This is a genomic window from Streptomyces sp. NPDC006207 (genome assembly GCF_040613835.1).
Classification (GTDB): Bacteria; Actinomycetota; Actinomycetes; order Streptomycetales; family Streptomycetaceae; genus Actinacidiphila.
The window spans coordinates 22,662-37,925 of sequence record NZ_JBEXSX010000079.1 but is presented as its reverse complement, the minus strand read 5'-3'; the positions used below and the strand labels follow the sequence as shown (position 1 = coordinate 37,925).

General features: G+C 69.6%; 14 protein-coding genes. 2 read left to right on the top strand and 12 right to left on the bottom strand.

Annotated features, from left to right (window positions below; all coding sequences use genetic code 11):
- Positions 1 to 72: 72 nt before the first annotated feature.
- Together ABZ312_RS39505 and ABZ312_RS39500 are read right to left on the bottom strand one after the other, a co-directional pair.
- Complete coding sequence (locus tag ABZ312_RS39505) at positions 73 to 390, bottom strand: helix-turn-helix domain-containing protein (RefSeq protein WP_500439811.1); 318 nt, start codon at positions 388 to 390, stop codon at positions 73 to 75.
- A gap of 68 nt (positions 391 to 458) precedes the next feature.
- Positions 459 to 1,100 (bottom strand): HAD family hydrolase, encoded by a 642-nt coding sequence (locus ABZ312_RS39500; RefSeq protein ID WP_500439810.1) that lies wholly within the window; start codon positions 1,098 to 1,100, stop codon positions 459 to 461.
- A gap of 489 nt (positions 1,101 to 1,589) precedes the next feature.
- On the opposite strand from ABZ312_RS39500, the gene ABZ312_RS39495 reads away from it, so the two are divergent.
- Both ABZ312_RS39495 and ABZ312_RS39490 read left to right on the top strand, forming a co-directional pair.
- Positions 1,590 to 2,579 (top strand): replication-relaxation family protein, encoded by a 990-nt coding sequence (locus tag ABZ312_RS39495; RefSeq protein ID WP_500439809.1) that lies wholly within the window; start codon positions 1,590 to 1,592, stop codon positions 2,577 to 2,579.
- 38 nt (positions 2,580 to 2,617) lie between these two features.
- On the top strand, positions 2,618 to 3,790 hold the full coding sequence (locus ABZ312_RS39490; RefSeq protein WP_500439808.1) for a hypothetical protein: 1,173 nt from the start codon (positions 2,618 to 2,620) through the stop codon (positions 3,788 to 3,790).
- 447 nt (positions 3,791 to 4,237) lie between these two features.
- Here the strand turns inward: ABZ312_RS39490 and ABZ312_RS39485 are convergent, their stop codons facing one another.
- From ABZ312_RS39485 to ABZ312_RS39440, 10 genes are all read right to left on the bottom strand, one after another.
- Complete coding sequence (locus ABZ312_RS39485; protein ID WP_500439807.1) at positions 4,238 to 4,741, bottom strand: hypothetical protein; 504 nt, start codon at positions 4,739 to 4,741, stop codon at positions 4,238 to 4,240.
- The gene (locus ABZ312_RS39480) at positions 4,738 to 6,561 is read right to left on the bottom strand and encodes a sialidase family protein (RefSeq protein ID WP_500439806.1); all 1,824 of its coding nucleotides are present in this window, start codon (positions 6,559 to 6,561) and stop codon (positions 4,738 to 4,740) included. Before ABZ312_RS39480 ends, ABZ312_RS39485 begins: the two co-directional genes overlap by 4 nt.
- A gap of 298 nt (positions 6,562 to 6,859) precedes the next feature.
- Complete coding sequence (locus ABZ312_RS39475; RefSeq protein ID WP_500439805.1) at positions 6,860 to 7,621, bottom strand: Rv1363c family protein; 762 nt, start codon at positions 7,619 to 7,621, stop codon at positions 6,860 to 6,862.
- Between the two features lie 34 nt (positions 7,622 to 7,655).
- Complete coding sequence (locus tag ABZ312_RS39470) at positions 7,656 to 8,129, bottom strand: Rv1363c family protein (RefSeq protein WP_500439804.1); 474 nt, start codon at positions 8,127 to 8,129, stop codon at positions 7,656 to 7,658.
- 8 nt (positions 8,130 to 8,137) lie between these two features.
- Positions 8,138 to 9,412 carry an MCE family protein gene (locus ABZ312_RS39465; protein WP_500439803.1) on the bottom strand — a complete coding sequence of 425 codons (1,275 nt, stop codon included), beginning with the start codon at positions 9,410 to 9,412 and terminating at the stop codon, positions 8,138 to 8,140.
- Entirely contained in the window at positions 9,409 to 10,701 is a 1,293-nt protein-coding gene (locus ABZ312_RS39460) for an MCE family protein (protein ID WP_500439802.1), read from the bottom strand. Before ABZ312_RS39460 ends, ABZ312_RS39465 begins: the two co-directional genes overlap by 4 nt.
- On the bottom strand, positions 10,698 to 11,807 hold the full coding sequence (locus ABZ312_RS39455) for an MCE family protein (RefSeq protein ID WP_500439801.1): 1,110 nt from the start codon (positions 11,805 to 11,807) through the stop codon (positions 10,698 to 10,700). The genes ABZ312_RS39460 and ABZ312_RS39455 overlap by 4 nt, the downstream gene beginning before the upstream one ends.
- Positions 11,804 to 12,970 (bottom strand): MCE family protein, encoded by a 1,167-nt coding sequence (locus tag ABZ312_RS39450; protein WP_500439800.1) that lies wholly within the window; start codon positions 12,968 to 12,970, stop codon positions 11,804 to 11,806. The genes ABZ312_RS39455 and ABZ312_RS39450 overlap by 4 nt, the downstream gene beginning before the upstream one ends.
- On the bottom strand, positions 12,967 to 14,007 hold the full coding sequence (locus tag ABZ312_RS39445) for an MCE family protein (protein ID WP_500439799.1): 1,041 nt from the start codon (positions 14,005 to 14,007) through the stop codon (positions 12,967 to 12,969). The genes ABZ312_RS39450 and ABZ312_RS39445 overlap by 4 nt, the downstream gene beginning before the upstream one ends.
- Complete coding sequence (locus tag ABZ312_RS39440) at positions 14,004 to 15,260, bottom strand: MCE family protein (protein ID WP_500439813.1); 1,257 nt, start codon at positions 15,258 to 15,260, stop codon at positions 14,004 to 14,006. The genes ABZ312_RS39445 and ABZ312_RS39440 overlap by 4 nt, the downstream gene beginning before the upstream one ends.
- Positions 15,261 to 15,264: the final 4 nt, after the last annotated feature.

Sequence of the window (15,264 nt, the reverse complement as noted above, 5' to 3'; positions counted from 1 at the left end):
GGCCGCCTGACCCCCGTCGAATTCGAGACCGTCATGACCCCACCGGCCGTCCAGGCCGCGTGACCGAACCTGTCACCCAAACCTGCAGCAGACCCCATCATCGGGGAGGTCGTACGTGGCGATCACAGCGGAGATGTCCGAGAGCGCCGCCCGCACACGGCTATTGGCCCTGCCGCCCCCGTCGGCTGACAGCCGGGATGGGTCGAGAGCGAGAGCGGCGGCGATGGCATTCAGCGCGTCTTCGCTCGGTAGCCGGGCACCACGCTCGATCTTCTGGATCATGCTCGGTGACAGCGACGCTGCCCAGGCAAGATCGCCTTGCCTCATGCGACGGGAACGACGGGCGGTCGCGATGCGCTTGCCTACATCACCCGCACTGTCTCCGGGCACAGTGGTCTCCGATCCTCCTGGCTGTACGGAGGGTATCGCGCGTCTGACCCAGGGTAAGGAACCTTGTGCTACCTCGTCAGCGTATCGACCAGCTCTGTAAGGGAGTTGATGCGCCAGTCCGCCGCAGCCACAACTTCTGGACTGTCTGCCCACAGATATCCCCACGGGCCGCGTCGAAGGTGTGCTGCCCGCAACCCGGCTGCGCGGACCGGGAAGACATCGTTGACGGGGTGATCGCCCACGTACACGATCTCGTCAGGGGTGCAGTCGGCCGTCTCGACGAGCCGCTCGAAGAAGGCGGCCTCGGGCTTAGCCACACCCCAGTCGCCGCTCGTCGCGATGACGTCTGCGGGAAGGTCGAGCGCGCGCAACAACTCGCCTGCTCTGCGGGTCTGATTGCCCGCGATAATGACTCGGAACCCGGCCGCCAGAAGCCCGGACAGGGCTGGGCGGACATCCTCGTACAGATCGTGCTCGTCGAGCTGTTCGCCATGACCGGCGCGCTCCCGCGCCGCGTACTCGACGGCAACCTCCAGACCGGGCCGCACAAGTCGCAAAGCGTCGGCATTGTCGCGTCCTTGAGCTACGACGGATCCGACAAGGGCGGACATGGTGTGCCGGGGTACTCCCAGCCAGTCCGCCCAAGAAGCCCAGCCGCGGTCGTCTCGGATCAGGGTCTCACCGACGTCGAACGCTACTGCGCGAATCATGCACGGCATCCTACGGGGCCACCTCAGGAGCGTGATGAGCAGCCAGCCGTGCACGCGTGTGGTTGAAGGGAGGCGCGCACAGCACCCGCAGGCGACGACTGGTCCGAGAGAGAGGGATCTGGAGAGAACGCATGAATGATTGAACGAACGGTTGTGCGACCTAAAGAGGGCGAGAGGGTGACTTCCTCGGCTTGGTCGTCCATGTTGTGGCGTGTTGGGCGTCACCGTCTGCGGTCATGCGCTCGACGAACAACTCCTTCGCTGACGACGGTTTCGCCTGGGACGGCAGCCGCAAGAATTACCGGCCGCGCCGGTCCCTGCGCATCGCCGACGACAGTCCGAGCCGGCTGCTGTGTACTGCGCAGGGCGGGTGTGATTTCTGCGGGAACCCTGTTGAGTGGTACCAGTGCCCGGGCAGTACTGCTGTTCCGCTGCATTGGCGGTACCGCTCGGGAGGCGGCCAGAGCCGGCGCGGCGCACGCGGTGAAGGTGACCGACACCATCGACGCGTTCCTGCAGTCGCCGCCAGAGCCGACCAAACCGGTTGCCCGCCGCGGCACACCGCCCGCCGCCGGGCCGACGAAGCCGCTGCCTTCCAGGCCGCCAGGGCTTGGCACACTCCACGGCTGGCAAACCGAGGTCGCTCTCCCCGTCACCGGCACGTTTACCACACCGGGCAAGGGAAGCCTGCGCGCCGACGCAGTCCTGAGCGCGCCGGAGGCCGGGCTGCCGGTGCTGTTCGTGGAGGTGGACAACGGCACCGAACCGCCAGCCAAGGTGGCAGACAAGATCCTTCGCTACCGCCGGTTCTTCCAGCGCACCGTGAAGGACCAAGGTGGGCAGCAAGTCCCACTGTGGTCGACCCTCTGGCAGGCGTCCGGTCGCGGCGGTTTCCCACCAGTGGCGTTCGTGTTCACCAAGCAGGTCGGCCCCAAGGCCCTGCAGGCACGGATACATGAGGTCGCACGCTTATCCGAGGAGCACTGGCAGGGCATGTGGCGTCCTGGCCGCCCGATAGGGAACACCGGAGAGCGGGACGGGTACCGGGACTACGACGGCACGGTGCCCGTCCTGGCCACCGCACTGGACCGGCTGCAGCAGCACGGCCCGTGCGGGGCGATCTGGTGGCGCTTCGGCCACGGTTCAGCCCAGACACTCACGGATGCCCTGCGCAACGCCGACGACCTGCATGCCTACGGCCGTCGAGACGAACAACGTCGCGCCGCCCAGCGGGCAGCTGAGGAGGAGGAAGCACGTCGGCAGGAGGACGAGCACCGGAAATGGGAGGCCTCGCTGTGGCCTTGCCCGACCTGCGGCGGCGACGTCGACCCTGACGATGCCCCTGGCTTGGCCCGCGGCGATGAATGCCCGCGCTGTCGTACGCAGCGCGAGCGCGTCGCGGCCGAACGAGCCGAAGCGGAGGCGGAGTGGGAGCGCGAGCGGCGCGGCAATGGGCTGTTCGGATGGCTCCGCGGCTGACTCAAACCTTGGGTGCACGGCCGGTAGGCTGCCAAGTCGTGAGCGAGTACCAGTACTACGAGTTCCTCGCGCTTGACCGCCCGTTGGACGAGGACCAGGTCAGGCAGGTACGCGCGCTGTCCACCCGCGCCGACATCACCCCGACCCGCTTCGTCAACGAATACCACTGGGGCGACTTCCGCGGCGATACGACGAAGCTGGTCGAGCAGTTCTACGACGCCCATCTGTACTACGCGAACTGGGGCAGCCGTCGCCTCGTCCTGCGTCTGCCCGACGGCTCGCTCCCGGCCAAGGAAGCCACCGCGTACGCGATGGAGGATGCGCTCGGCGTCTGGACCCGGTCCGGACACACGCTGCTGGACTTCACCGTGTCCTCGGAGGACGGCTGCGAGTGGGAATTCGAGACGTCCGACACGCTCTCGTCGTTCGTGGGGCTGCGCGCCGAACTCGCGGCGGGAGACCTGCGGCCGCTGTACCTGGGATGGCTTGCCGGGCTCACCGCCTGGGAGCTCGCGGAGGACGACGAGGAGAACTACGCCCGCGAGGTCGAGCCGCCCGTCCCCGCGGGACTGGCCTCGCTCACCGGCCCGCAGCAGGCCCTGGCGGACTTCCTTGGCGTCGACGCGGACCTGCTGGCGGTCGCCGCCGAGGACAGCCGGCCCGCCACCGCGGACGTCCTGGACCGGAAGGCCCTGGCGGCCTTCGTCGCCGGTCTTCCCGCCGCCGACAAGGACGCCCTGCTGGTCGAGGCCGCGCTGACCACCGCGTCCCCAGGGCCCCGACTCCTGGCCCGCTACCGGGCGGCGACCACTATCCCGGGCCCTCGTGACGTAATCGGCCGGCGCACTGCGGCCCAGCTCCTCGACACGGCCTACCGCCGTCGTTCCGACCGCAGGCAGCGCGAGCGAAACGCGCGGGCCGTGGCCGAGCAGGATCGGGCACGCGCCGCCGCCGAAGCACAGGAAGCGCGCTTGGCCAAGCTCGCCCAGAGAACCGAGCAGGCGTGGCGTGAGGTCGACGACCTGATCGCCCGGAAGAACGCCAGCGCCTACGACGCCGCCGTCGCACTCCTGGCGGACCTGCGCGCCCTGGAGGCCCGCACCGGTGGCACCTCGGACTTCGACCGGCGGGCCGGTGAACTGCGGGCCGCCCACCTGGCCAAGCCCGCCCTCATGCGCCGCTTCGACTCCCTGGACCTCCCCCGGTCCTGATCCGGCTGCCCCCGGGACCCACCGCACCCGCGATCCGTCGCCACCGCTCGGGACCGATGGACGAGGAGAAGTGCTCCCGATCTCCTCGGCTGGGAACGCCCCCGGTCCCAGGGCCACGGGGGCGGACACGCGAGGTGGACACCGGGAGGAACAAGGCAGGGCCGGGTCCCGAGTTCCTGGTCAGGGCTTCCGCTCCCAGCCTGCAGTCGGACACGACGACCTGCGAAGACCCATTCTCCACCGCACCAGCGACAACCCGGCCCCGCATACGGCCCCGGCCGACTGCTGCGTCAGGCCGGCCGATCAGACTCGCGGTGCATGCGTTCACCAGGGGTCTTCCAATCCGGGAGGCCACCCTTCGGTCAACGGCGCACGTGGTACCGCTCGCCGCGAAAGGCGGCCCCTTGCAGTTTCACCGGCCAGGAAGAGGGCTTGGCCGGGGCAGGGTCAGGAGACAGCGGACGTCAGGTACGTCAGGTACACCCCTCCCTCGCAGTCGGACATCTTCCGCAGGGTCCAGCGGCCCCGGACGCTCCCGGAGGAGAAGTTCGACTCGGCGTCGGCCTCCTCCACTTCGCCCTCCTTGGGGATGTAGCCGGCCTTTGGGAGCCGCTTGTGCAGGAACGCCAGCGTGGTGTCGAAGCCGCCCCGTACGACGGTGGCGACGACGAGCCGGCCGCCGGTGCGGTGCTCCACCGAGGTCACGACTGCGCCGTCGGGCACCGGCAGGTTCTCCGGGAAGTCCTTGGGGAGCGGCAGTGACGCGGCAGTGGGGCAGCCGCCGGGCGCGGCGCCGACCGCGTTCCCGGCCGGCGGATCGGTCGCATGCTCTGCCGCGTACGGTGTCGCCCGCGGTGGCTCGGCGTGCTTGTTCGCCGCTGAGCATCCGGTGACCGCGGCCAGGCTGAGGACGGCTGCTGCCAGTACGGCAGCCGGGGGCGATGGCTTCATCGAGTGGTTTCCTTAGGGCTTCTTGTGCGGCCGAGGATCAAGGCGTCGTACGCGCCGTACAGCGTGTTGCCTGAAGACTGGCGGGCGATGGACGCCAGCGCGTCGTAGTTCTGCGCACCTCCGGTCGCGCAGGTGCCGGTGCAGCCGTCGGCGTAGGCGGCGAGCACGCGACCCTGGGCGTCGGTGGTGACGTCGATGAAGTCCAGGAGATTGCGATCGTTGCCGCACGTGGTGCCGCCCGTGCAGATCGCCCCCTTCTGAACCGGGTCGGTGGGGGTGGCGTCGACGGTCACCCAGGACTGGCCGCCGTCGTAGGTGGTGGCCACGTACAGGTGCCAGACGCCCGTGAAGTTGGCCGCGTCCTGATAGTTGCCGCCGGTGGTGGTGCCCAGGAAGGCGAACGCGGCGCGGTTGTCGTCGCCCGCGGTCACGGCCGGAAAGACGATGTTCTTGATGCCGAGGGCCGCGCCGACGTTCTGGTCGTACAGCCACGTCTTGCCCTTGTCGTGGCTGACGGCGGTACGCGGCGTGCCGTCGCTGTTCTGGTAGCCCATGTAGACGGTCCCGCCGGCCCCGACTCCCACGCTCGGGTCCGAGTCACCGGGGGTGCTGGACGGGTTCTTGCGGACGGTCCACGTCAGCCCGTTGTCCTCGGAGACGGCCACGGCCTGATTGCCACCGCAGCCCTTGTTGGGCACGTACACCGTGCCGTCCGGGGCGACCTTCACATGCCCGTGCAGGCCGCCGCAGTCCAGCAGCGAGTACATCGGAACGGCGGGACCGTACGTCAGACCGCCGTCCCGACTGACCGCGCAAGAGGCGTCGGCGATGTCCTGGGAACAGTAGTAGACGGCGTTCGGGTACGACGTGACGGTGCCTGGACCGCCCGTGGCGAAGGCGCCGCCACCGATGGTCTGGTGGTCCACACCGGAGTTGATGCCCGAGCCGCCCGTCGGCGTCCACATTTCACCGTCGTCGTCGGTGTAGCAGGTCAGGGCGGTCTTGCCGGCGAGCTGCGACTCGAAGGTGCGGTGGGTGACCGGGTCGGTGAACAGGATCGGGTCGAGGCTGGCGGTGCTTCCCTGGGGGCAGTCGTTGGCCGCGCTCGCGCTCTTGTCCTGCCACGTGGCGGCACCGGCACTGTCGTAGGTGACCTTGAGTGTCGACGTGTACGCCTGGAACATTGCGGCGCCGCTCGCACGGTCGACGCCGATCGAGGGTTCACCGGCATTGTGTGCATCCGCGATGCCGTCGGGTGCCCGGGAGTTCGCGTACGTCGGCGGCGTGGCCGTACTCGGCGGCGGATCGGCCGGAGTGGCGATCAGGCTCGCGGTGCCGGTGAAGCTGTTGCCGAGCGGCGCGTACGGCACCACGCGCACGGTGTATGACGCCGACACCGCCGGGAGCACCACGGTCTCGGGGTCGCTGGAAGAGGCCGAGGTGGCCACCACCTCTTGGTCGTCCGTATCGAGGACGTACAGGTCGAAGTCGGCGGCGGATCCCGGCCATCTGACGTCGATGCGCAGGCTGTGACCGGCGTCGTAGCCCGCAGGCACCGACACCTTCAGGGCGTAGTCGTCGCAGGGTTGCCCATGCCCGCAGCTCACCGTCCCGGCAGTGCCGGAGACATTCGGGACGGCGAAGGGCCCGGCGCTCCACGTGGTCGTGAACGCGGTGTCGCTGACCGATCCGGAGGACGGGGTCGCGGCGCCGGCCGGCGCACCCGGCAGGGTTCCGGCGACGAGCACCAGCAACCCGACGGCGCGACGCCCCCGCGACCGCAGGTGGAAGTGAAGGCGACGTGCGAAGAGGAGAGCCACAGGTACCTCGTGGATTCGCGAGTCGGATGAAGGGTGGCGGTACGGGTGAAGCCTTCATCTGCTCTACGGGGAGGCAGACGGTGTCCGTCGCGAGCAACCGAACTCTTTTCGAAGCGGGCCGGACGGGTGCTGAGGGGGGTTGGCCGGAGTCGGTGAGGCAGATCGCTCGGGGGCAAGAACGTCGCCCGGCCCACCACAGCCCGACCGCAGTGAAGCCCGCCGGCCCAGCCCGGCCGCGCCCGTTCCCCTCGAAAAAGTGCCCCCGCGCGACCACGCGAGGGCACTTACGGAGGCCTGGTCAGAGGGCGTCGACGCCGCTCACCTTCCAGCCGTCGTTGGTGTTGGTGAGCGTCATGCGCACCCTGTTCAGGTCCAGCCGCGGCTGCGGGACCTGAGTGCTCCGGGTGATCTGGTTGACGAAGAGCAGGACGACGGCCCGGTCCCGTGTGGCCGACACGACGGACACCGCCGGGGCGTCACCGTCGGGGGGTGTGGCCACGGTCGCCTTCACCACACCGTGGTACTTCGTCGCGGTCGGCGCGACCACCGCCTTCGTGGTCTTGCCGTACTGGTCGCGGAAGCGCCCGGTCAGCAGGATGCGGGCACGGGAGAAGTCCCGGTCCAGGTGCCGGTAGTCGTACGACAGCACGACCGGCGCCGCATTCCGCGCGGCTGCGAGGGCCTCGTCGCGGGCCTGCTCCGCCTGCCGCCCCTGCTGGTACTCCCGCCCGAGTACGGCGGCCGCGACCAGGGCCGCCACGAGGACGATGCCCAGCGCCGCGGTGAGCACGCCCCGCCCGGCGTTGCGCGGGGACGCACCGACCTCCGTCTTCCCCTCGAACGACTCGGGTGACTCGGGCTCCGGCGGGTCCTCCCAGCCGTTCGGCGGCGCATCGACGAGCAGGGTGCGCCCGGAGCGGGTCTGCTCTTCCTGGTGGGCACCGCATTCGCGAGGCGCGGGCCGTCCGGCGCGCTTGGCCGCCGCGCGGGCGGCCGCGGTCATGGTGCGGCGGGCCGGTGAGCCGGTGCCGCGGGTGCTGCGGAAGGCCGGGTTCGCCACGGTGTCTCTCCTCCTTGTTGGTCTCACGGCCGGGTCAGCCCACGAACACGACGTCGGAGGTCAACCAGCGACCTGCTACATACGCGAGGTCGAGCTGGAGCCGGTAGGTGCGCGCCTGGCCCTCGGGCGCGGCGGTGTTGGTCACCTCGCTGTCGGCCACGACCAGGACCCGGGCCGAGCGCCCGTCGTACCGCACGATGCCCGCTTCCAGGACCTGTCCGTCGGACACCGACTTGTTCTGTGCGACCAGCCTCGTCAGTTGTTCGGTCTGCGAGGCGAACTCCTTCTTGAACTCGCCGGTGGCGTTCGCCAGCACATCGGCGCTGTCCCGGTCGTAGTGCCGGTAGTCGAGCGAGGTGAAGCTCAGCGCCGACTGGCGGGCCGCAGCCAAGATGTCCTGACGGCGCTGTTCCGCCGCGCGCTGGTCGGACAGCTTCCAGCCCAGCCAGACACACAGCACGGTCGTCAACACGGTCGCAGCGACGAGCCCCGCAGACAGCAGCCTCATGCCGCCTCTCACACCATCGGTCCCACGAGCAGCCATTGCCACGACTCCTTTCCGAACACGGCCTGTTCCCCGCCCGTCGAGCCGATCTCGAGGAGCGTTCCGTCCGGGCCGGTCACGGTGCCGGTCTCCGGGTCGTACGGGGCCACGAACGCGGCCTGGTCGCCGCTGTGCGGGCCGGTCGTGGCGCCGGGCGCGTTCTGCGCTCCGCGCACCGAGGACTTGCTGCCACGCGGTAGCGTGCAGCGCGCGTCGGTGTTCGCATGGCGCGTCCCGGTGTCGGCTGGGTCGCGCCGCTGGGTGTTGTAGCCCTTGGTGCAGGCGGGAGGGTCGTCGGCGTTCACGGTCAGCCCGAAGTGGGTGGTGCCGTCGCCGGGGATGACCGTGTAGCTGCCCGCGACAGTGAGTGGGAGCGTGACCAGGGCCTGTTCGACGCCGGGCAACCGGGCCACGGTGATCTGGCCGCCGCTGATGAGGTTGGCCAGCAGGATCGGCACGTGCGGCCGCGTGGACTTGAGCAGCGAATCGACCTGCCGCGCGGCGGGCACGGTGCTGCCGATCAGCCGGCGAAGGTCGCCGTCGCTCGACTTCAACTGTCCCGTGAGCGTGGCGAGATCGCGGGAGAACGACTTGATGGCCGAGCCCTGGTCGGCCTGTGTCCTGAGTACCTTCCGCGAGTCCTCGATCAGCGAGACCGTCTGGGGGAGCGACTCGGATGCCGCCTCAACCAGCGCGTCACCGGAGTCCACCAGCCGGCTCAGGTTCGGTCCGGTGCCGGAGAACGCCTTGCCCAGCTCGTCGACGGTGACCCGCAGATCGTCCTTGCCGACCGAGTTGACCAGCCGGTCGAGGCTGAGGACCAGGTCGGTGACCGGCAGTGGGGTCCGGGTGCGGCTGCGCGGGATCGGGCTGCCGTCCCTGAGGTACGGGCCGCCCGACCGCCGCGGCTGGAGGTCGACGTACTGCTCACCCACCGCCGATCGGGCGGCGACCACTGCGAGCGTGTCGGCCGGGATCCTCGGGGCGCCGTCCTCGATCCTCAGCGCCACCGAGACCCCGGATCCGGTCAGCTGCAGATCGCCCACGCGGCCCACCGGCACTCCCCGGTAGGTGACCTCGGCACCTGGGAAGACGCCCCCTGACTCGGCGAAGTCGGCGCGAACGGTGTACCCGCGGTGCAAGACGTCGTCCACCAGGCCCGTGTACCGGGCGCCGACGTACGCCACCCCCAGGGCGGTGATGGTCGCGAAGGCCAGCAACTGGGCCTTGACCGTACGTGTGATCACGGCTGTATCCCCTTCAGCATCAGCTCGGCGAGCCCGGGATCGACCCCGGGCGGGAAGCGACGCGCGCCGTCCCCGGTGCCGTAGGCGGCGGTGCACACTGGCGGGCACAGCAGGGTGCTGCCGTGGGAGGGCGTCGACGGCACGGCGGGCGCGGAGGGAACAGAGGGCACAGGGGGCACGGACGGGATGCCCGGCAGGGACGGGACGGACGGGAGAGGGATGGGAGTGGGGTGGCCGGGAAGATGCGGTGTCCCGGGGGCCGGGGACTTCCCGCCCTTGCCGGGCTTGCCGGTGACGTTGCCGTAGAGGTCCGCCAGGTCGAGGTCGGCGGTGATCTTCAGGTTGACGTAGTCGCCCTTGACGGCGTCCGTCGCGTTGCGCGGGAACGGGTACGTGGTGAGGAGCTCGAGGGAGTTGGGCAGGTCGTCGCCTGCTTTGTTCAGCTCCTGCAGGATGGGCTGGAGCTTCTTCAGGTTGGTGACGGTGTCGTCGTGGGAGGCGTTCACCACCTTGGTGCCGGTCTTGCCGAGCCTGGACAAGGCGGTGAGCATCTTCGTCAGGTCCTTGCGCTGGTCGGCGAGGGCCCTCAGGGCGGGCGGCATGGTGTCGACGGCCAAGGCGATCGTTTTCTTCTCCTTCTTCAGCCGCTGCGCGAGCCGGTCGACGCCCTGCAGCGCGCGCACGATGTCCGCCCGCTGGCCGTCGAGGCCGGAGAGGAAGATGTCGAGCTGCTTCAGCAGGGACCGGACCCGGTCCTCGCGGCCGCTGAGGGCTTGGTTCAACTCGATGGTGATCGTCTTGAGCTGCGCCACCCCGCCGCCGTTGAGCAGCGCGGACAGCGCCGACAGCACCTCCTCGACCTCCGGGTTGCGGCCGCTGCGGGACAGCGGGATGGGGTCGCCGTCGCGGAGACGTCCGACGGGGCGTGTGTCGGCCGGTGCGGACAGGGCGACGTACTTCTCGCCGAGCATGCTGGTCTGCCTCAGATCGGCGACCGCGTTGCCAGGCAGCTTCACCGAGTCGGCGATCCTGAGCCGTACGCGGGCGTGCCAGCCTTCCAGTTCCACCTTCTCGACCGTGCCGACGGTGACGTTGTTGACCTTCACCGACGACTGCGGCACGAGGTCCAGGACGTCCCGGAACTCGACGGTGACGTGGTAGGCGTGACCGTCCGAGGCCGCGCCGCCGGGCAGCGGGACGTCATACCAGCCGTTGAACTCGCAGCCGGTCAGCAGCAGCGAGCAGACCGCCGTCCAGGCGGCCACCCGCCCCTTGCGCCGCACGCTCATGCAGGTGCCCCCAGAATGCCGCCGAGGGTCTTGTCGACCGAGCCCGTCGACGCCGGGACCGGCGGAACCTCGGGCAAGGAGGCGAAGAGCTTCTTCAGCCCCTCGCAGCTGTCATGGTCGTCGCCGGTCGTCTTCAGGATCGAGCAGAGAAGGGACGACGGGTCCTGGGAGGTTTGCGCGTTGTTGCGGGTGTCGAGAGTGCCGGCGGAGGGGTTGTAGGCGTTCTCCAGGTTCGACAGGCCCGTGGGCGCGACGGTCAAAAGCTCCTCCAAAGCGTCTCGTTGGGTGACGAGGACCTTGGTGACCTCGGCCAGGCCCTGCACGTCCGAGGTCAGCGCCTTCTTGTTTCCCTTCACGAAGCCGGACACGTCGCCGAGTGCGGCAGCCAGGTACTTCAGCGCGGCCGCGAGATCTTTACGCTCCCCGGCGAGCTGCCCCGCCACGTCGGCGAGGTCGGTGTTGAACGACCGCACGCTGGTGTCGTCCGCCGCCAGCGCGGCCGTGAACACCTGAAGGTTCCGCACGGTCCCGAACAGGTCGCCACGCCCGTCGGACAGCGTGGTGACCGCCTGGGACAGGTCCTGCACCGTCTGGTTGAGGCTTGCGCCCTGCCCCTGGAGGTTGTCCGCGCTCACCCCCAGAAGCCGGGACAGCGAACCCTTGTTGTTGGCACCGTTCGGGCCGAGCGCCTCGGCGGTGGTGTGCAGGCTGTCGAAGATCCGGTCCAGCTCGACGGGAACAGCCGTACGGGACTCGGGGATGACGGCTCCGTCCCGCAGCACCGCGCCCTTGCGGTACACCGGCAGCAGCTGCACGTAACGGTCGCTGACCACCGAGGAGTTGACGATGGCGGCCTGTGCGTTGGCGGGGACCTTGCGGCCCCTGTCGTATTCCAGCTCGACCCGTACCCGGCCGCCCTCCGGCGTGATCTTCCTGACCTCGCCGATGCGGACACCGAGGACGCGGACGTCGGAGCCGGGGTAGATGCCGACAGTCCGAGGGAAGTACGCCGTGACGCGGACGGGGCCGGGGCCCGGCCAGAGGACGACGGCGAGGCCGACGACGATCGCGAGCGCGGTGAACAGGGCCAGGAGTCTGCGGGTCATCGGGTGCCTCCCGTACGTGGCGTGACCGGGGCGGCGACCATGTTCTGGATATAGGAGTCGAACCAGCGGCCGTTGCCGAGGGTGTTGGTGAAGAGCCGGACGTAGGGGGCGAGCAGCCGGACGCTGCGGTCGAGGCTCGCCTGGTTGCGTTCGAGCATCCTCAGGAAGGTGTTGAGGTTCTTCAGAGCGGGTCCGATCTCCTTGCTGTTGTCGTCGACCAGGCCGGACAGCTCGATGCCCAGCAGCGCGGAGCTCTTGAGCAGCTTGTGGATCGCCCAGCGCCGCTTGTCGATCTCCTTGAACAGGGCGTCGCCGTTCTTCACCAGTGCGGAGACGTCCTTCGTGTGATCGGCCAGCACCTCGGTGACTCCGTTCGCGTGGTCGAGCAGCTGGCGCATCGCCTTGTCACGGGCGGCGACGGTCCGGGATATCCGCGACAGTCCCTTGATCGACGCCCGCACTTCCTCGGGGGAGTCCTGGAAGGTGTCGGCGATCGTGTCCAGTGCCATCGCGAGCCGGCCCGTGTCGACCTCCTCGGCGGTGGTCGTCAGGTCGCTGAAGGCCTGGACGACGTCGTACGCCGACACGGTCCGCCGAAGCGGGATCTCGCTGCCCGGCTTCAACTGGCCGGGCCCCTTCGGGTAGAGGGCCAGGTACTTCGCGCCGAGGATCGTCTTGACACGGATCGACGCCCCCGTGTCGGTGCCGAACGCCGGCCGGCCCTTCACTTTGAAGGTCACCTTGACGTGGTCGCCGTCCAGGTCGACGTCCTCGACCTTGCCGACCTTGACCCCGGCGATCCGTACCTCGTCGTCCGGCTTGAGCCCGCCGGCCTCGGAGAAGGCCGCGCTGTAGGTGTCGCCGCCGCCGATCAGCGGCAGGCTGTCGGCGTTGAAGGCGGCGACGGTCAGCAGCGCGAGGACGGTGAGGCCTACGGCGCCGACGACGACCGGGTTGTGCTCGCGGAAGGGTTTCAGGCGTGGGCGCGTGAGCCGGATCCTGGGCAGCTTCGGCGGCAGGACGCGCACCTTCACGAGGGGTCCTGGTCGTGGTTTGGGCTTCGGCAGCAGCCTCGGCAGCTTCGGCAGCTTCGGTGGCAGGACCGGGAACCTCACCAGCGGCTCGGGGCGGCGGCCATCGCGCCGCCTGATGCGGAGGCTCATCCGCCACACCTCGCCCGTGCCACGTGCAGCTCCGGGGTGATCACCTGCTTGGTCTTCGGCAGCACGATCCGGCCGTCGAAGTCGCAGAGGTAGAAGTTGAACCACGAGCCGTACGAGGCCGTCCCCGTCAGCTTCTCGAGCTTGTTCGGCAGCCGTTTCAGGACGCCCTCGACGGTGTGCTCGTTCTTGTTCAGCGTTCCGGTGACATCGCCGAGCCGGGCGATGTCCTCCTTCAGCAGTGGACGCGCGTCCTTGAGCAGCTCCGACGTGACGTCCGTGAGGTCGCCAATGCTCACCAGCGACTCCCCGATGGGCTTGCGGTCGGCGGACAGCCCTGCAACCACTCGGCGCAGCTGCGTCAGCAGCCCGGAGAAGCGGGAGCCGCGCTCGTCGAGGGTCGCCAGGACGGTGTTGAGGTTGTCGATCACCGATCCGATCAGCTTGTCGCGGTCGGCGAGGGTGCTGGTGAGCGAGGCCGTGTGTGTGAGCAGACTGTTCACCGTGCCGCCCTCGCCCTGGAGGGTCTGGACGATCTCGGTGGCGAGCTGGTTGACATCGTTCGGGCTGAGCGCCGCGAACAGCGGCTTGAAGCCGTTCAGCAGGGCGTTGAGGTCCAGTGCCGGCTCGGTCCGGGACAGCGGGATGGTGCCGCCCGGCCGCAGCCGGGCGGTGCCGTCGCCGGTGCCCTCGGTGAGTGCGACGTACCGCTGCCCGACCAGGTTGCGGTAGCGGACGACCGCGTGGGTCCCGGCGAGCAGCGGCCGGTCCGCGCTGACGGTGAACGTGACCTCCGCCAGCGTCCGGTCCTTGATCCGGATGCCTTCGACCTCTCCTACCCGCACTCCGGCCACCCGGATGTCATCGCCGTTCTCCAGTCCGGTGACGTCGGTGAACACGGCGTGATAGGTGTCCTTGGGGGTGAAGGAGACGTTGACGATGGTGGCGGCGAGGAGCGCCGTCGCCGCGATCGTTACCAGCGCGAAGAGGCTGAACTTGATCAGCGGGGCGGCGGTCTGCCGCGCTCCGGACCCGCTCATGCGACAGTCACCGCCGTTCCGCGAGCCAGCGGCCCGAACAGTAGGGTCGCCACGGGCGGCACCTCGTCCGCGGGGACGCCCATGACGGGGGCCACGAGCGAGCCCACGGCCCGCTGCTCGGCACGGGTGGCGGACACGTCGGCACCTCCGGGGAGTGCGCCGCCGGAACCTCCGGCCGACGTACCGTCGTCGAGATGGGGCTTCGGCCCGGGCACCTGCGGATGCGGCAGACCGCGGCAGTTCGGGCCGGACCGGGCGCCGTACGCCGGCTCCTCGCCGGGCCGGTACGCCTCCTGCGGCCGGACGACCTCAAGGGTGATCCGCATCTCGCCGCCCCGGAACGCCTCCTCGGAGGCCTTCTCCTGCCGGACCAGGCCCTGGAACAGGCACGGGTACTCGGGGGAGTACCGGGCGAACAGCTCGAGCGTGGGGCGGGAGACCCGGCCCAGGGTGATCAGCCGGTCGCCGTTCTCGGACAGGAAGTCGTTCGCTGTGCCCGCCACGGAGGCGGTCGCGCGCAGAGCCGACACCAACTGCTCCCTCTTCTCGACGATCGTCCGGCTGGTGGTGACGGTGTTGCGCAGGATCCGCATCAGGTCGGGCGCGGCGTCGCCGTACACCTCGGCGACGTCCGCGAACCGTGTGATGTCCTCCTTCAGGGAGGGCATGTGCGGGTTGAGGCGGCGCAGATAGCCCTCGACCTGGGTGAGATTGCCTCCGATCCGGTCGCCGCGGCCCTCCAGCGCAGTGGCGAAGGCCGACAGCGTGGCGTTGAGCTCACCCGGCCGGACCGTGCGCAGCAGCGGCAGCAGGTCGTTCATCAACTGCTGCACCTCGATGCCGACCTTCGTTCGGTCCTGGGTGATGACGTCACCCGCACGGATGGGCCGAGCCGACGCGCGCGCAGCGCCGGCAGGAGCGACCAGGTCGACGTACTTCTCGCCGAACAGCGTCTTGGGCAGCAGCCGCGCGTGCACGTTCGAGGGGATGTACGACACGTACTGCGGCTTCAGCGCGATGTCCAGGGTCGCCTTGGCGCCGTCGGCATGCACCTCGCGCACCTCGCCGACCAGCAGCCCGCGCAGCTTGACGTCGGCGCGTGCATCGAGCTGGTTGCCGAGGGTGTCGGCCTCCAGGGTGATGGGCACCACCGAGGTGAACGCCTGCTGGTAGACGGCCACCGCGAGCGACAGCAGCAGTGCGAGCACGGCGAGGAAGGCAATGCCGTAGAGCCTGAACCGCATTCTCTGCATGCGC

Excerpts from the sequence above, each read along its gene's own strand:
- ABZ312_RS39500 (WP_500439810.1), bottom strand. The coding sequence starts at position 1,100 with ATGATTCGCGCAGTAGCGTTCGACGTCGGTGAGACCCTGATCCGAGAC.
- ABZ312_RS39485 (WP_500439807.1), bottom strand. The coding sequence starts at position 4,741 with ATGAAGCCATCGCCCCCGGCTGCCGTACTGGCAGCAGCCGTCCTCAGC.
- ABZ312_RS39470 (WP_500439804.1), bottom strand. The coding sequence starts at position 8,129 with ATGAGGCTGCTGTCTGCGGGGCTCGTCGCTGCGACCGTGTTGACGACC.
- ABZ312_RS39460 (WP_500439802.1), bottom strand. The coding sequence starts at position 10,701 with ATGAGCGTGCGGCGCAAGGGGCGGGTGGCCGCCTGGACGGCGGTCTGC.
- ABZ312_RS39455 (WP_500439801.1), bottom strand. The coding sequence starts at position 11,807 with ATGACCCGCAGACTCCTGGCCCTGTTCACCGCGCTCGCGATCGTCGTC.
- ABZ312_RS39450 (WP_500439800.1), bottom strand. The coding sequence starts at position 12,970 with ATGAGCCTCCGCATCAGGCGGCGCGATGGCCGCCGCCCCGAGCCGCTG.
- ABZ312_RS39445 (WP_500439799.1), bottom strand. The coding sequence starts at position 14,007 with ATGAGCGGGTCCGGAGCGCGGCAGACCGCCGCCCCGCTGATCAAGTTC.
- ABZ312_RS39440 (WP_500439813.1), bottom strand. The coding sequence starts at position 15,260 with ATGCAGAGAATGCGGTTCAGGCTCTACGGCATTGCCTTCCTCGCCGTG.